This is a genomic window from Mycobacterium sp. ITM-2016-00317, assembly GCF_002968295.1.
GTDB lineage: Bacteria > Actinomycetota > Actinomycetes > Mycobacteriales > Mycobacteriaceae > Mycobacterium.
This window is the reverse complement of sequence record NZ_CP134399.1, coordinates 2,748,300-2,763,619: the sequence shown is the minus strand read 5'-3', so window position 1 is coordinate 2,763,619 and position 15,320 is coordinate 2,748,300. Positions and strand designations below refer to the sequence as shown.

Here is a 15,320-nt window from a genome sequence, read left to right as displayed (position 1 = left end):
GCCAGGAACGTTAACGACCGATGATCCGACGCGCAGCGCCGGTAACAGGACATTAACGACCGTGTCCCGACATCGGCAGACGTAATACAAAATCCGGCTAGGGCGTGTCGCCGGTGTGTCACACTTCCAAAATGGAATCAGCCGCTGCCCCAAGCATGTTGCAGCATCTCTGGAAGTCGGCGCTGCTGTCCGGGATCCTCGCCGTGCTGCTCGGCGTGTTGATCTTGGTGTGGCCCGGCATCACCATCCTGGTCGCGGCCATCTTCTTCGGCGCCTACCTGCTGGTCACCGGCGTCTCGCAGGTCATCTTCGCGTTCAGCCTCGACGTCTCCGCCGGCGGCCGTGTGCTGCTGTTCCTCAGCGGCGCGGCCGCGCTCATCCTGGCGGTGCTCTGCTTCCGCAGCCTGCAGGAGTCGATCCTGCTGCTGGCCATCTGGATCGGCATCGGCTTCATCTTCCGGGGGGTGGCCACCGCGGTGTCGGCGATCAGCGACCCGCTGCTGCCCGGCCGCGGCTGGGAGATCTTCATCGGGGTCATCAGCCTGATCGCCGGTGTGATCATGCTGGCCGCCCCGTTCGAGTCGCTGACCACGCTGACGTTGGTCGTCGGCATCTGGCTCATCGTCATCGGCGTCTTCGAGGTCATCTCGGCCTTCGGGATCCGGTCGGCGAACAAGAAAGTCGACACTGTGCGAAGGGACGTCGCGACCGCACTACCGGACTGAGGCCAAAAGTCCCTAGCGCTACCTCGCGAATGAGCTACTACACTGTGTCGTAGTTGGACTCGTTGAGCCTGGGAGTGGCGCATGGACGCATTGGATGTGTCGCGATGGCAGTTCGGCATCACCACCGTCTACCACTTCATCTTCGTCCCGCTGACCATCGGCCTGGCCCCGCTGATCGCGGTCATGCAGACCGTGTGGCACGTCACCGGTAACACCGCCTGGTACCGCCTGACCCGGTTCTTCGGCAAGCTGTTCCTGATCAACTTCGCGATCGGCGTCGCCACCGGCATCGTGCAGGAGTTCCAGTTCGGGATGAACTGGAGCGAGTACTCGCGCTTCGTCGGCGACATCTTCGGCGCCCCGCTGGCGTTCGAGGGTCTCGTCGCGTTCTTCTTCGAGTCCACCTTCATCGGGCTGTGGATCTTCGGCTGGAGCAGGCTGCCCCGGCGCGTGCACCTGGCGTGCATCTGGATCGTCGCGTTCGGTGTCAACGCCTCGGCGTACTTCATCATCGCGGCCAACTCGTTCATGCAGCATCCCGTCGGCGCCAAGTTCAACCCCGAGAGCGGGCGCGCCGAACTCGTCGACTTCGGGGCGCTGCTGACCAACAACACCGCGATCTGGGCCTTCCTGCACGCGGTGACGGCCTCGCTGCTCACCGCAGGCGCCTTCGTGGCGGGCATCTGCGCGTGGCTGATGGTCCGGTCGCATCGCAGGCCCGGCGAAGAGGTCGAGGCCCGCACGATGTACCGGCCCGCCACCATCCTCGGCAGCGCGGTCGCAATCGTCGCCGCCGCCGGCCTGTTCTTCACCGGCGACATCCAGGGCAAGCTGATGTTCGACCAGCAACCGATGAAGATGGCCTCCGCAGAATCGTTGTGCCAGACCGAAACCGACCCCGACTTCTCGATCCTGACGGTCGGCACGCACAACAACTGTGACAGCGTCACCCACGTCATCGAGGTGCCCTACGTGCTGCCGTTCCTGGCCGAGGGCACGTTCTCCGGGGTGACGTTGCAGGGCGTCGAGAACCTGCAGGCGGAGGCCGAGGAGAAGTTCGGCCCCGGCAACTACCGGCCGAACCTGTTCGTCACCTACTGGTCGTTCCGCGCGATGATCGGGCTGCTGCTGGTGCCGGTGGCCTTCGCGCTGCTGAGCTTGTGGTTGACCCGGCGCGGGCGGATACCCGACCAGCGCTGGTTCGGCACCTTCGGTCTGCTCACCATCCCGACGCCGTTCCTGGCGAATGCGGCAGGGTGGATCTTCACCGAGATGGGACGCCAGCCCTGGGTGGTGGTGCCCAATCCCACGGGCGACCAGATGGTGCGGATGACAGTGCAGGAAGGCGTGTCCAACCATGCGGCAGGCACCGTGATGTTCTCCCTCGCGGTGTTCACTCTGCTCTACGGCGCGCTGGCGGTCGTCTGGTTCTACCTGATGCGGCGCTACGTGGCCGAGGGGCCGCAGGAGCACGACTCCGAGCCGGCGCCGCCGACCCCGCCCGACAAGGAGGACGTCGAACCCTTGTCCTTCGCCTACTAGGAGATCGCCATGGGCCTCCAAGAACTGTGGTTCGTGTTGATCGCGGTGCTGTTCCTCGGCTTCCTGATCCTCGAGGGCTTCGACTTCGGCGTCGGGATGCTGATGTCACCGATGGGCACCCTCGGCCCGGGCGACCCGGACAACCGCCGTCGCGCGGTGCTCAACACCATCGGTCCGGTCTGGGACGCCAACGAGGTGTGGCTGATCACTGCCGGCGCGGCCATGTTCGCCGCGTTCCCGAACTGGTATGCGACGCTGTTCTCGGCGCTGTATCTCCCTTTGCTGGCAATACTCTTCGGCATGATCCTGCGGATCGTGGGCATCGAGTGGCGCGGCAAGATCAACGATCACCAGTGGCGCCGCTGGGCTGACATCGGCATCGCGCTCGGATCGTGGCTTCCCGCGTTCCTGTGGGGCGTGGCCTTCGCGGTCCTGTTACGGGGTCTGCCGATCGACGCCGACGGTCACTCGCATGCGGGCATCGGCGACGTGCTCAGCCCGTACACCCTCCTCGGCGGCCTGGCCACGGCGTCGCTGTTCCTGTTCTACGGCTCGGTGTACCTGGCGTTGCGTACCGCCGGTGCGCTGCACCAGGATTCGTTCAGGGTCGGCCGGACGCTGTCGATTCCAGTGATCGTGCTCGCCGGCGGATTCGGCCTGTGGACGCAGCTGGCCTACGGACGACCGTGGACGTGGCTGGCACTGGGGGTCGCGGTGGTGGCGTTGCTGGTCTCGGTGGCGCTGGTGTGGCGGGGGACGCGCGAAGGCATCGCGTTCACCGCGATGGTGATCGTGGTCGCCGCAGTTGCGGTGCTGATCTTCGGCTCGATGTATCCCAACCTGCTGCCGTCCACGCTTAATCCGGACTGGAACATCACGATCTACAACGGCTCCTCGACGCCGTACACGCTGCGCATCATGACCTGGGCCTCGCTGACGTTGCTCCCGCTGGTGCTGGCCTACCAGGCGTGGTCCTACTGGGTGTTCCGTAAGCGGGTCACCGCCGATGCGATCCCGGCCTCCGTCGGGTTTTCCAGGCGAGCGTCCTGACCGATCCCTCGCGCCTGCCGATCGACCCGCGCCTGTGGCGGGCCTCCGCCGGCATGCGCCGGTTTCTGGTGGCCACCACGGCCTGCGGCGTGCTCATCGCCGCCTGCACCATCGCTTCGGCGGTGGTGCTGGCCGGCATCGTCGCGCGGGTGATCACCGATCCGGCGTCCCGCAGCGTCTCCGCGCTGGGTGTGCCGATCGCGATCCTGGGGGCGCTGTGGCTGATCCGCACCGTGACGCAGTGGCAGCAGGGCCGACTCGCCCAGCGCGGAGCCAGCGCCGTGATCGCCGACCTCAGCGAGCAGGTGCTGACCGCGGCCACGGTACTGCCGCCTCGCGACCTGGCCGCCCACCGTGACGATGCCGCGGTGGTGATCACCCGCGGCCTCGACGGACTGCGGGTCTACTTCACCAACTATCTGCCGTCACTGTTCCTGGCCGCGGTGCTGACCCCCGCCACCGTGGTCGTCATCGCGCTCTACGACTGGAAGTCGGCGGTGATCGTGCTGATCGCGCTGCCGCTCATCCCGGTGTTCATGATCCTGATCGGGATGGCCACCGCGGACCGGTCGGCCGCGGCACTGGCCGCGATGACCACCCTGCAGTCCCGGCTGCTGGACCTGGTCGCCGGGCTGTCCACCCTGCGGGCGCTGGGCCGCACCGCCGGGGCCACCATCCAGATCACCGAACTCGACGCGGCACACCGGCGTTCGGCGATGTCCACGATGCGCATCGCGTTCCTGTCGGCGCTGGTGCTGGAGCTCATCGCCACACTCGGGGTGGCGCTGGTGGCGGTGGCGGTCGGCATGCGGCTGGTGTTCGGCGAGATGACGCTGACCGCCGGCCTGACCGCGCTGCTGCTCGCGCCGGAGGTGTTCTGGCCGTTGCGCCGGGTCGGGGCCGCGTTCCACGCCGCCCAGGACGGCAAGACGGCGGTGCAGGCGGCGTTCCGCTTCCTCGACGCGGTGCCGCCGCCGCAGACCGGCACCGCCGCCCTGCCCGGCGACGCGGTGACCGTGCAGGTCGAGATACCGGATCTGACCGCCCGGCCCGGCCGGGTGACGGTGTTGACCGGCCCCAACGGCATCGGGAAATCGACACTGCTGCAGGCGATCCTCGGTCTGGACCGGCCGACGTCGGGCCGGATCCGGGTGAACGGCATCGACGTGGCCGACCTGGACCGCGGTCAGTGGTGGTCGAAGGTGGCGTGGCTGGCGCAGCGGCCGGTGCTGATCCCGGGCACCGTGCAGCAGAACCTGGAGTTGTTCGGCCCGTTGCCCGATGTGGGGTCGGCCTGCCGGGCCGCGTGCTTCGACGAGGTGCTGGCCACGTTGCCCGACGGCTTGCAGACCGTCATCGGGCGCGGCGGGGTCGGGCTGTCCCTGGGGCAACGCCAGCGACTCGGCCTGGCCCGGGTGCTCGGATCCGCGGCTCCGGTGCTGTTGTTCGATGAACCCACCGCCCACCTCGACGGGCCCACCGAGGCGCGGGTGCTGGACGCGATCGGACAGCGCGCCGCCGACGGGGCGACGGTGATCGTGGTGGGCCACCGCGACACCGTCCTGGCCCTCGGCGACGTGGTGGTCGACATGGGAGGTCAACGTGTCGCGCCGTGATCCGTTGCTGCAGGCATGGTCGTTGCTCGCCCCGCGGGCGCCGCGAATCGCGCTCGCCGTGGCGTTGGGCGCGCTGTCGCTGGGCAGCGCGCTCGCACTGACCGGTGTGTCGGCGTGGCTGATCACGCGGGCCTGGCAGATGCCGCCGGTGCTGCACCTGACGGTGGCCGCGGTGACCGTCCGGGCGCTCGGCATCTCGCGGGGCGTGCTGGGGTACTGCGAGCGGCTCGCTTCCCACGACACCGCGCTGCGCGCGGCAGGCACCGCACGCGAACGGATCTTCAGCAGGCTGGCCGCCGGGCCTGAGGATGTCGTGATGCGGCGCAGCAGCGGCGATCTGGTCGCGCGCGTCGGCGCCGGGGTGGACGAACTGTCCGACGTCGTGGTGCGGGCCGTCATCCCGGCCTGCGTGGCCGCCGTGCTCGGAGTCGCAGCCGTCGCGGTGATCGCAGCCGTCTCCGTGCCGGCCGCCGTGGTGCTGGCGGTCTGCCTGCTGGTCGCCGGGATTCTCGCGCCACTGCTCTCCGCCCGGGCCACGCTGGCCGCTGAAACAGTTGCCGAGGAACATCATTCGCAGCGCGACAACGCGGTGATGCTCGCCTTGGAGCATGCACCCGAACTGCGCGTCAGCGGTCGGCTGACCGACGTCATCGCCGAGGCCGGCGTCGAGCAGCGCCGCTGGGGCCGCGCGGTGGACCAGGCCGCGGCACCGGCGGCGGTCGCTGCGGCTGCACCGACCGCCGCCGTCGGCGTCAGCGTGCTGGGCGCGGTGTTCGCCGGTATCGCGCTGTCCGGCACCGTCGCTCCCACCACCGTCGCGATCCTGATGCTGCTGCCGCTGGCGTCGTTCGAGGCCACCGGGGCGCTGCCGGGGGCCGCGGTGGCCCTCACCCGGGCCCGGGTGGCCGCGCGGCGCCTGCTCGCGTTGACCGAGCCGCCCGCAGGACCTGATCGCCGGCCCGCGGTCACCCCGCTGCAGTTGCATCCCGGTGACCGCATCGCCGTCGTCGGTCCCAGCGGCAGCGGCAAGACCACGCTTCTGATGCACACGCCGGGGACGTTCTTCGCCGAGGACGCGCACCTCTTCTCCACCACCGTGCGCGACAACCTGCTCGTCGCCCGTGGCGACGCCACCGACGACGAACTTCGGGATGCGTTGCGGCGCACCGGACTCGGTCCGTGGTTGGACAGCCTGCCCAGGGGCCTGTCGACCGTTCTGGTCGGCGGCGCCGCGGCGGTGTCGGCCGGCCAGCGCAGGCGGCTGCTGTTGGCCCGCGCCCTGGTGTCGAAGGCGCCGACGGTCCTGCTCGACGAGCCCACCGAGCACCTCGACGCGTCCGACGCCGACCGGATGTTGACCGACATCCTCACCCCGGGTGCGCTGTTCGACCGGCGCAGAACCGTCGTCGTCGCCACTCACCACCTGCCGGACAATCTGCCTGTGACGGTAGTCTCAGCGACATGAGCGAACCGCCGCCGCCTCCCCCCGGCACCTACCCGGGCGGCTACCCGCCGCAGCCCTACGGCGGCTACGGAGCGTACGGCGGCTACGGCGGCTACAGCGGCTACGGCTACCCGCCGCCACCTCCTGCCGCCCCGAAGAACGGTCTGGGCACCGCAGCGCTGGTCCTCGCAATAGTCGGGCTACTGCTGTGCTGGACGGTGGTCGGCGGTGTCCTGCTCGGCATCGCCGGGATCGTGCTGGGTTTCCTGGCCCGGACCCGGGTCAAACGCGGCGAGGCCACCAACGCCGGCGTCGCTCTCGCCGGCATCGTGCTGGGTGCGGTGTCGATCGTCGCGAGCCTGGTCATCGTCGCGATCTACGCGACGCTCGGGGTGGCGCTGTTCCGGGATCTGGGCGGCGGCGACTACGTCGACTGCCTGCAGCGCGCCGGCAACGACGAGCAGGCCGCACAACGGTGCGCCGACGAGTTCACCCAGCGGGTGGAGGAATCGTTCTCCATCACCGTCACTCCGACGCCGTAGCCCGGCCCGGGAAGTACTTCACGATGCCCTCCTGCACCACGGTGGCCAGCGGCTGACCCTGGCGGTCGAAGAAATGACCGGTACCCAGCCCGCGCGAGTCCGCGGCGACCGGGGAGGTCGTCGAGTACAGCACCCAGTCGTCGAACCGCACGGGCCGGTGGAACCACACCGAATGATTGGTGGTGACGGCGAAGATCCGGTCGTGCCCCCACGACAGCCCGTGCGTGGTGATGATCGAGTCGAGCACCGTGGTGTCCGACGAGTACACCATCGCCGCGGTGTGCAGCACCTGGTCGTCGGGCATCACGCCCTGGGCTTTCATCCACACCCGGTTGTGGGTGAGCTTCTCGCCCTTGTCCCTCATCACCCACGCGGGATCGTTGGTGTAGCGCCACTCGATGGGACGCAACGCGTTCGCGAAGTGCGGCACGACCTCTTCGTAGCCGCGCAGCAGATCGTCGATCGGCGGCGCAACGAGCGGATCGGTCGACGGCGGCGGCTGTACCCCGTGCTCGAGTCCTTTGCCGCCGGTCAGATACGACACCATCGCGGTGGTCAGCAGCTGACCCTTCTGCATGACGTCGACACGGCGGTTGGCGAACCGCCGTTCGTCACGCAGCCGCACCACGTGGAACTCCAGGTCCAGGTCAGGGTCGCCGCCGGCGATGAAGTGCACCGACAGCGCGCTGGGCGGAGTGGGATGCTTGAGGCTGCGACTGGCAGCGACGAAGGCCTGCGCCATCATCTGGCCGCCGAAGGTCCGGATCGGGTTCTTGCTCGGATGCCTGCCGACGAAGGTGTCGTCGTCGAGCCGGTCCAGGTCCAGGATCGCCAGCAGTTCTTCGAAGTCCGCCTGTGGCCCAGACTTCTGCACCCTGCTACCTCCTGGTTTGGCTAGACGTCGTCCTCCCCGATGCGGTGGACGTGGATCAGATTCGTGGAGCCTACTGTGCCCGGAGGCGCACCCGCGACGATGACCACCAGATCGCCGCGCTTGTAGCGGCCCAGGTTGAGCATCGACTGGTCGACCTGACGGATCATGCCGTCGGTGGTGTCGATGTGCGGAACGATGAACGTCTCGGTACCCCAGGTCAGCGCCAACTGGCTGCGCACCTCGGGCAGCGCGGTGAACGCCAGCACCGGCAGCGGGGTGTGCAGCCGGGCCAGGCGGCGCACGGTGTCACCGGATTGGGTGAACGCCACCAGCGCCTTGGCGTCGAGCCGTTCGCCGATGTCGCGGGCGGCGTAGGAGATCACGCCGCGCTTGGTGCGCGGCACGTGCGTCAGCGGCGGTGCGGCCACCGAGTTGTCCTCCACCGCGGAGATGATGCGGGCCATCGTGCGCACCGTCTCGAACGGGAACTTGCCCACCGAGGTCTCCCCCGAGAGCATGACCGCGTCGGCACCGTCGAGCACCGCGTTGGCGACGTCGGAGGCCTCGGCCCGGGTGGGCCGGGAGTTCTCGATCATCGACTCCAGCATCTGGGTCGCGACGATGACCGGTTTGGCGTTCTCTCTTGCCATCTGGATCGCGCGCTTCTGGACCAGCGGCACTTCCTCCAGCGGCAGCTCCACCCCGAGGTCGCCGCGGGCGACCATGATCGCGTCGAACGCCAGCACGATGGCCTCGAGGTTGTCGATCGCCTCGGGCTTCTCCAGTTTCGCGATGACCGGCACCCGACGCCCGACCCGGTCCATCACCTCGTGGACCAGTTCGACGTCGGCCGGCGAACGCACGAACGACAGCGCGACCAGGTCGACGCCGAGTCGCAGCGCGAACTCCAGGTCGTCGATGTCCTTCTCCGACAGCGCGGGGGCCGAGACGTTCATCCCGGGCAGGGACATGCCCTTGTTGTTGCTGACCTTGCCGCCCTCGGTGACGGTGCAGACGACGTCGTTACCGTCGATGTGCTCGACGACCAGACCGACGTTGCCGTCGTCGACCAGCACCCGGTCCCCGGGGCTGGCGTCCTGCGCCAGCCGCTTGTAGGTCGTCGACACCCGGTCGCGGGTGCCTTCGATGTCCTCGACGGTGATCCGGATCGTCTCGCCGTTGGTCCAGACTGTCGGTCCGTCGGCGAACCTGCCGAGGCGGATCTTGGGTCCCTGCAGGTCAGCGAGGATCCCGACGGCGCGCCCGGTCCCGTCGGACGCGGCGCGCACGCGCTTGTAGTTGGCTTCGTGGTCGGGGTAGTCACCGTGGCTGAAGTTCAGCCGGGCGACGTCCATTCCCGACTCCACCAGCTGCCTGACAGCCTCCTCGGAGGCGGTGGCCGGGCCCAACGTACAGACGATCTTCCCGCGTCTACTCACGGCAACTGAGCATAGTCGTTAATCGATTCAGACGACGGCCAGCGGTAGGGTCCCGGGCCGTACCGGGGCGGGCAGATCCGAGTCCCCCATCAGATAGGCGTCGACGGCGTGCGCGGCGCTGCGGCCCTCGGCGATCGCCCACACGATCAGCGATGCACCGCGGTGCGCGTCCCCGCAGACGAACACCCCGGGGGCGTCGGTCTGCCAGTCCGATCCGCACGACAGCGTGCCCCGCCTGTTCAGCTCCAGACCGAGCTCGTCGAGCAGCGCCATGCGCTCGACGCCTTCGAAGCCGATCGCCAGCAGCGCGAGCTCGCACGGGATCTCCAGCGTGTCGCCGACCGGGACGACGTGCCTGCGACCCTCCTCGTCACGCTCGACCTTGACCTCGGCGATCTCCATCGCGCGCAGGTTGCCCTTGCCGTCACCGAGGAACCGCTGCACGGCCACCTCGTAGCGACGGTGTCCGCCCTCGGCGTGCGCCGGGGCCAGCCGGGTGCGCAGCATGATCGGCCAGGTCGGCCACGGCGAGCGAGTGTCGTCGCGCTGCTCGGGCGGTTCGGGGTTGTAGTCGAGCTGGGTCACCGACGCCGCACCCTGTCGGTGCGCAGTGCCCAGACAGTCCGCTCCGGTGTCACCGCCGCCGATGATCACCACGTGCTTGCCCTCGGCGCTGATCTCGCTGGGACCGTCGCCCTCACACTCCTTGTTGGCGGGCACGAGATGCTCCATCGCCAGATGCACGCCGTCGAGCTCACGGCCCTCGACCTGGTTGTCCCGGGCGCGCAGCGCACCGACGGCGAGCACCACCGCGTCGTGCTGGGCGCGCAGCTGCTCTACCGGGACATCCACCCCGACCTCGCATTCGGTGACGAACCGGGTGCCCTCGGCGCGCATCTGGGCCAGCCGCTGGTTCAGCGTCGACTTCTCCAGCTTGTACTCCGGGATGCCGTAGCGCATCAGACCGCCGATCCGGTCGTCCCGCTCGTAGACGGTGACGTCGTGCCCGGCACGGGTGAGCTGCTGCGCCGCGGCCAGCCCGGCCGGGCCGGAGCCGACCACCGCGACCCGCTTGCCGGTGGAGATCGCCGCGGGCTGGGGTTCGACGATGCCGGTCATCCAGGCATGGTCAGCGATCGTCTGCTCGATGCGTTTGATCGTGACGCTTCCGCCGGTCTGCTCCTCGGCGATCGACAGCACGCACGCCGCCTCGCACGGCGCCGGGCACAGCCGACCGGTGAATTCCGGGAAGTTGTTGGTGGCGTGCAGGCGGTCGCTGGCCGCGTCCCACCGGCCCCGGCGCACCAGGTCGTTCCACTCGGGGATCAGGTTGCCCAGCGGGCAGCCCGCGGTTCCCGAGTGGCAGAACGGGATTCCGCAGTCCATGCAGCGGCGGGCCTGCTGGGAGACCTCACCGGCCCGCTGGTGCGGGTCCTGACGTTCGTAGACCTCACGCCAGTCGCCGACCCGTTCGTCGACCGGCCGCTTGGCGGCCTCCACCCTGGTCACTTCGAGAAATCCGTGCGGATCAGCCACGGCTGGCCTCCATGATCGCCGAATCGACATCCCGGCCTTCGGCCTGCGCCATCCGGGTCGCTTGCAGCACGCGCTGGTAGTCGCGCGGCATGATCTTGGTGAACTGGGCGCTGCGCCTCGGCCAGTCGGACAGCACCGAGGTGGCCACCGTGCTGCCGGTGTTTCGGGCGTGCCGGGCGACGACGTCGTGCAGCCACGCCAGGTCCTCGGGTTCGAGGCGCTGGAGCTCCACCATCTCGGTGTTCACCCGCTTGGGATCCAGGCCCAGGACGTAGGCGATACCGCCCGACATGCCAGCGGCCATGTTGCGGCCCACCTTGCCCAGGACGACCACCCGGCCGCCGGTCATGTACTCGCATGCATGGTCGCCCACGCCCTCCACGACGGTCAGCGCGCCGGAGTTACGCGCCGCGAACCGCTCCCCCACCCGGCCGCGCAGGTACAGCTCACCGGCGGTGGCCCCGAACAACAGCGTGTTGCCGGCGATCACGTTGTCCTCCGGCAGGAACAGCACGTCGTCCTGGGGTTTGACGATGATCTTTCCACCCGAAAGGCCCTTGCCCACATAGTCATTGGCGTCACCGACGAGTTCGAGGGTGACACCCGGCGGCAGGAAGGCGCCGAGGGACTGCCCGGCCGATCCGGTCAGCGTGATGTGCACGGTGTCCTCCGGCAGGCCCTGCGCCCCGTAACGCCGGGTGACCTCGCTGCCCAGCAGCGTGCCGACCGTGCGGTTGACGTTGCGGATCGGCAGCTCCAGGCGCACCGGGTGCGCGTCCTCCAACGCGCCCTCGGCCAGCTGGATCAGCGTCTGGTCCAACGCCTGATCCAGCGCGTGGTACTGCTCGCGGACCCGGCGACGCGCGGTGGGCTGCCCGGTGTGCGCATCGGGCGGCACCGCGAAGATCGGGGTCAGGTCCAGGCCCCGGCTCTTCCAGTGCGCGACGCCTGCGGCGGTGTCGAGCATCTCGGCGTGCCCGACCGCCTCATCGACAGTGCGGAAACCCATCTCGGCCAGATACCTGCGGATGTCCTCGGCGATGAACCGGAAGAAGTTCTCCACGAACTCCGGCTTGCCCGTGTAGCGGGCCCGCAGTTCGGGGTTCTGCGTGGCCACACCGACCGGGCAGGTGTCGAGGTGGCAGACGCGCATCATGATGCAGCCCGACACCACCAGCGGCGCGGTCGCGAACCCGTACTCCTCGGCACCGAGCAGCATCGCCACCATCACGTCGCGGGCAGTGCGCATGCCGCCGTCGCACTGGACGGTGATGCGGTCGCGCAGACCGTTGAGCATCAGGGTCTGCTGGGTGTCGGCCAGGCCGATCTCCCACGGGGCGCCCGCATGCTTGAGGCTGGTCAGCGGCGCGGCGCCGGTGCCGCCGTCGTAGCCGGAGATCAGCACGACGTCGGCGTGCGCCTTCGACACCCCGGCGGCGACCGTACCGACGCCCACCGAGCTGACCAGCTTGACGTGGATACGGGCTTCGGAGTTGGCGTTCTTCAGGTCGTGGATCAGCTGCGCCAGGTCCTCGATCGAGTAGATGTCGTGATGCGGCGGCGGCGAGATGAGGCCGACACCGGGCGTCGCGTGGCGGGTCTTGGCGATGTTCGGGTAGACCTTGTAGCCCGGAAGCTGGCCACCTTCACCAGGTTTCGCACCCTGGGCCATCTTGATCTGGATGTCGGTCGCATTCACCAGGTAGTCGCTGGTGACGCCGAAGCGGCCGGAGGCCACCTGCTTGACGGCGCTGCGCCGCTGCGGGTTGTAGAGCCGGTCGACGTCCTCGCCGCCCTCGCCGGAGTTCGACCGGCCGCCGAGCTTGTTCATCGCCACGGCCATCGTCTCGTGCGCTTCGGCCGAAATCGACCCGTAGCTCATCGCGCCCGTGTTGAAGCGGGTGACGATCGAGTCGACCGACTCGACCTCCTCGAGCGGCACCGCGGGGCGCACGCCCGTCTTGAACTCGAACAGGCCGCGCAGCGCTCCGCCTTCGCGGGCCAGCCGGTCGACCTCCGCGGAGTACTTCTCGAACACCTCGTAGCGGCCGGTCCGGGTCGAATGCTGCAGCAGGAAAACCACTTCGGGGCTGAACAGGTGCAGCTCACCCTCACGGCGGAAGGCGTACTCGCCGCCGACCTCGAGCCGCCGGTGCACCCGCTCGGTCGGGTTCTCCGGATAGGCGCGGCGGTGGCGCAGCTTGACCTCTTCGGCGATCACGTCGAGGCCGATGCCACCGAGCTGGGTCGGTGTGCCGGTGAAGTACTCGTCGATGACGCCCTTGTCGATGCCGATGGCCTCGAACGCCTGCGCGGCGGTGTAGGAAGCGACGGTGGAGATGCCCATCTTGCTCATCACCTTCATCACCCCCTTGCCGAGCGCCTTGGTGTAGTTGCGCACCGCGGTGGCCGGCTCGATCCCGGTGAGCTCACCTTCCCGGATGAGATCCTCGATCGACTCGAAGGCCAGGTAGGGATTGACCGCGGCGGCGCCGAAGCCGATCAGCATCGCGATGTGGTGGACCTCGCGGGCGTCGCCGGACTCGACCACCAGGGCGACAGTCGTGCGCTTCTTGGTGCGGACGAGGTGGTGGTGCACGGCCGAGACGGCCAGCAGCGACGGGATCGGCGCCTTGGTGTGGTCGGAGTCCCGATCGGAGATCACCAGTGTCCGTGCGCCTTTGTCGATCGCATCGCAGGCACGCAGGCGCAGCTCCTCCAGCGCCTCGGCCAGTCCCTCGCCGCCGCGCTCCACGTCGTAGAGGGCGCGCAGCACCGCGGTGCGCAGACCGGGGTGTTCACCGTCGGCGTTGATGTGGACGATCTTGTTCAGGTCGTCGTTGTCCAGCACGGGCCAGGTCAGCCTGATCTGCCGGCACGACGCCGCCGACGGCTCGAGCAGATTCTGCTCGGGGCCCATGATGCGCGACATCGATGTGACGATCTCTTCCCGGATCGCGTCCAGCGGCGGGTTCGTCACCTGCGCGAACAGTTCGACGAAGTAGTCGTAGAGCAGCTTGGACCGTTGCGAGAGCACCGCGGCAGGGGTGTCGGTGCCCATCGACCCCAGCGGCTCGGCACCCGAGGCCGCCATCGGGGTCAGCAGGATCCGCAGGTCCTCTTCGGTATAGCCGAAACTGACCTGCCTGCGGACCACCGATTCGTGGTTGGGCTGCACCCGGGTCCGCTCCGGCAGGGTCTTGAGCTCCAGCAGGCCCGCATGCAGCCATTCGCCGTAGGGTTCGGCGTGGGCGAGCTTCTCTTTGATCTCGTCATCGGAGACGATGCGGCCCGCCGCGGTGTCGATGAGGAACATCTTGCCCGGCTGCAGCCTGCCTTTGGCCACGATCTGGGCCGACGGCACGTCCAGGACGCCCGCCTCGCTGGCCAGGATGATCCGGTCGTCGATGGTCCGCCACCAGCGCCCGGGCCGTAACCCGTTGCGGTCCAGTACGGCTCCGACAAGGGTGCCGTCGGTGAAGGTGACGCACGCCGGACCGTCCCACGGCTCCATCAGCGACGAGTGGAACTGCCAGAAGGCGCGCTCCGCGGGATCCATGGTGGTGCTGTTCTCCCACGCTTCGGGGATCATCATCAGCACGGCGTGCGGCAGACTCCGCCCACCCAGGTGCAGCAACTCCAGCACTTCGTCGAAAGACGCCGAGTCCGACGCGTCAGGGGTGCAGATCGGCGAGAGCCGGCTCAGGTCACCGGGAATGTCGGCGCTGGCGAGCTTCGCTTCGCGGGCGTGCATCCGGTTGCGGTTGCCGCGCACCGTGTTGATCTCGCCGTTGTGGGCGACGAACCGGAACGGGTGGGCCAGCGGCCAGGACGGAAACGTGTTGGTGGAGAAGCGACTGTGCACAATGGCGATGGCACTGACGCAACGCTCGTCGCGCAGATCCGAAAAGAACTGCGGCAGCTGCATTGTGGTGAGCATGCCTTTGTAGACCATGGTGCGGCTGGACAGTGACGGGAAGTAGACCCCCGCACGTTCGGCACGTTTGCGCAGCGGATAGACGCGGCGGTCGAGTTCGATACCGGCCGGCCGGACACCGTTGTCTTCGGGGGCGGCGACGAAGAACTGCGCCATGTGGGGCATGCAGTTGCGAGCCGTGGCGCCCAACTCGGCTCCGTCGGGATCGACGGGCATCTCACGCCAGCCCAGTACCTCGAGACCCTCTTCGACGGCGATGGCTTCGACGGTCTCGCAGGCTTTTTCGCGGGCTGACTGATCCTGGGGCAGGTAGCAGACGCCGGCGGCGAAGGTGTTCGCGCCGTCGGCGGTGGGACCGGGCAACGGGAAGTCGACGACCTCACCCAGCAGCGCGACGGGCAGTTGGATCAGGATGCCGGCTCCGTCACCGCTGGTGGCCTCGGCGCCCGCGGCCCCGCGGTGCTCAAGATGTTCCAGCGCGACCAGACCGTCGGCGACGATGGAGTGTGAGCGGCGGCCCTGGATATCGGCCACCATGGCCACGCCGCAGGAATCCACCTCATTGGCGGGGTCGTACAGGCCTTGAGGTTCGGGCAAAGCCGAATAAAGCATGGA

10 protein-coding genes are annotated in these 15,320 nt (G+C 68.7%); 6 read left to right on the top strand and 4 right to left on the bottom strand.

The annotated features are described in order from the left end of the window. Positions 1–131: 131 nt before the first annotated feature. The 6 genes from C6A87_RS13190 to C6A87_RS13165 all read left to right on the top strand — a co-directional run bounded on the left by C6A87_RS13190 (position 132) and on the right by C6A87_RS13165 (position 6,919). On the top strand, positions 132–725 hold the full coding sequence (locus C6A87_RS13190) for an HdeD family acid-resistance protein (protein ID WP_311117620.1): 594 nt from the start codon (positions 132–134) through the stop codon (positions 723–725). Positions 726–806: 81 nt separating this feature from the next. Further along, a complete protein-coding gene (locus tag C6A87_RS13185; protein WP_311117619.1) occupies positions 807–2,267 on the top strand; it encodes a cytochrome ubiquinol oxidase subunit I in 1,461 nt (486 codons plus the stop codon). A gap of 9 nt (positions 2,268–2,276) precedes the next feature. Further along, positions 2,277–3,317, top strand: coding sequence for a cytochrome d ubiquinol oxidase subunit II (gene cydB, locus C6A87_RS13180; RefSeq protein WP_311117618.1), 1,041 nt, complete (start codon positions 2,277–2,279; stop codon positions 3,315–3,317). Positions 3,318–3,370: 53 nt separating this feature from the next. Then, on the top strand, positions 3,371–4,933 hold the full coding sequence (cydD, locus tag C6A87_RS13175) for a thiol reductant ABC exporter subunit CydD (protein WP_311117617.1): 1,563 nt from the start codon (positions 3,371–3,373) through the stop codon (positions 4,931–4,933). Next, positions 4,920–6,398, top strand: a complete 1,479-nt coding sequence (locus C6A87_RS13170; protein ID WP_311117616.1) for an ATP-binding cassette domain-containing protein — start codon at positions 4,920–4,922, stop codon at positions 6,396–6,398. The genes cydD and C6A87_RS13170 overlap by 14 nt, the downstream gene beginning before the upstream one ends. Further along, on the top strand, positions 6,395–6,919 hold the full coding sequence (locus C6A87_RS13165; RefSeq protein WP_311117615.1) for a DUF4190 domain-containing protein: 525 nt from the start codon (positions 6,395–6,397) through the stop codon (positions 6,917–6,919). Before C6A87_RS13170 ends, C6A87_RS13165 begins: the two co-directional genes overlap by 4 nt. On the opposite strand, the gene C6A87_RS13160 is transcribed toward C6A87_RS13165, so the two are convergent. From C6A87_RS13160 to gltB, 4 genes are read right to left on the bottom strand one after another with little or no spacing between them, the layout of a single operon-like run. Beyond that, positions 6,903–7,793 carry an acyl-CoA thioesterase II gene (locus C6A87_RS13160; protein WP_311117614.1) on the bottom strand — a complete coding sequence of 297 codons (891 nt, stop codon included), beginning with the start codon at positions 7,791–7,793 and terminating at the stop codon, positions 6,903–6,905. The two genes, C6A87_RS13165 and C6A87_RS13160, sit on opposite strands and share 17 nt — an antisense overlap. A gap of 20 nt (positions 7,794–7,813) precedes the next feature. Further along, positions 7,814–9,232 (bottom strand): pyruvate kinase, encoded by a 1,419-nt coding sequence (pyk, locus tag C6A87_RS13155; protein WP_311117613.1) that lies wholly within the window; start codon positions 9,230–9,232, stop codon positions 7,814–7,816. A 27-nt stretch (positions 9,233–9,259) separates the two neighbouring features. After that, the gene (locus C6A87_RS13150; protein ID WP_311117612.1) at positions 9,260–10,768 is read right to left on the bottom strand and encodes a glutamate synthase subunit beta; all 1,509 of its coding nucleotides are present in this window, start codon (positions 10,766–10,768) and stop codon (positions 9,260–9,262) included. Continuing rightward, the gene (gltB, locus tag C6A87_RS13145) at positions 10,761–15,317 is read right to left on the bottom strand and encodes a glutamate synthase large subunit (protein ID WP_311117611.1); all 4,557 of its coding nucleotides are present in this window, start codon (positions 15,315–15,317) and stop codon (positions 10,761–10,763) included. Before gltB ends, C6A87_RS13150 begins: the two co-directional genes overlap by 8 nt. Positions 15,318–15,320 lie beyond the last annotated feature (3 nt).

What these genes read in the sequence shown, in the direction of transcription:
- C6A87_RS13190 (WP_311117620.1), top strand. Translation starts at nt 132, where the DNA reads ATGGAATCAGCCGCTGCCCCAAGCATGTTGCAGCATCTCTGGAAGTCG.
- C6A87_RS13185 (WP_311117619.1), top strand. Translation starts at nt 807, where the DNA reads ATGGACGCATTGGATGTGTCGCGATGGCAGTTCGGCATCACCACCGTC.
- cydB (WP_311117618.1), top strand. Translation starts at nt 2,277, where the DNA reads ATGGGCCTCCAAGAACTGTGGTTCGTGTTGATCGCGGTGCTGTTCCTC.
- cydD (WP_311117617.1), top strand. Translation starts at nt 3,371, where the DNA reads ATGCGCCGGTTTCTGGTGGCCACCACGGCCTGCGGCGTGCTCATCGCC.
- C6A87_RS13165 (WP_311117615.1), top strand. Translation starts at nt 6,395, where the DNA reads ATGAGCGAACCGCCGCCGCCTCCCCCCGGCACCTACCCGGGCGGCTAC.
- gltB (WP_311117611.1), bottom strand. Translation starts at nt 15,317, where the DNA reads ATGCTTTATTCGGCTTTGCCCGAACCTCAAGGCCTGTACGACCCCGCC.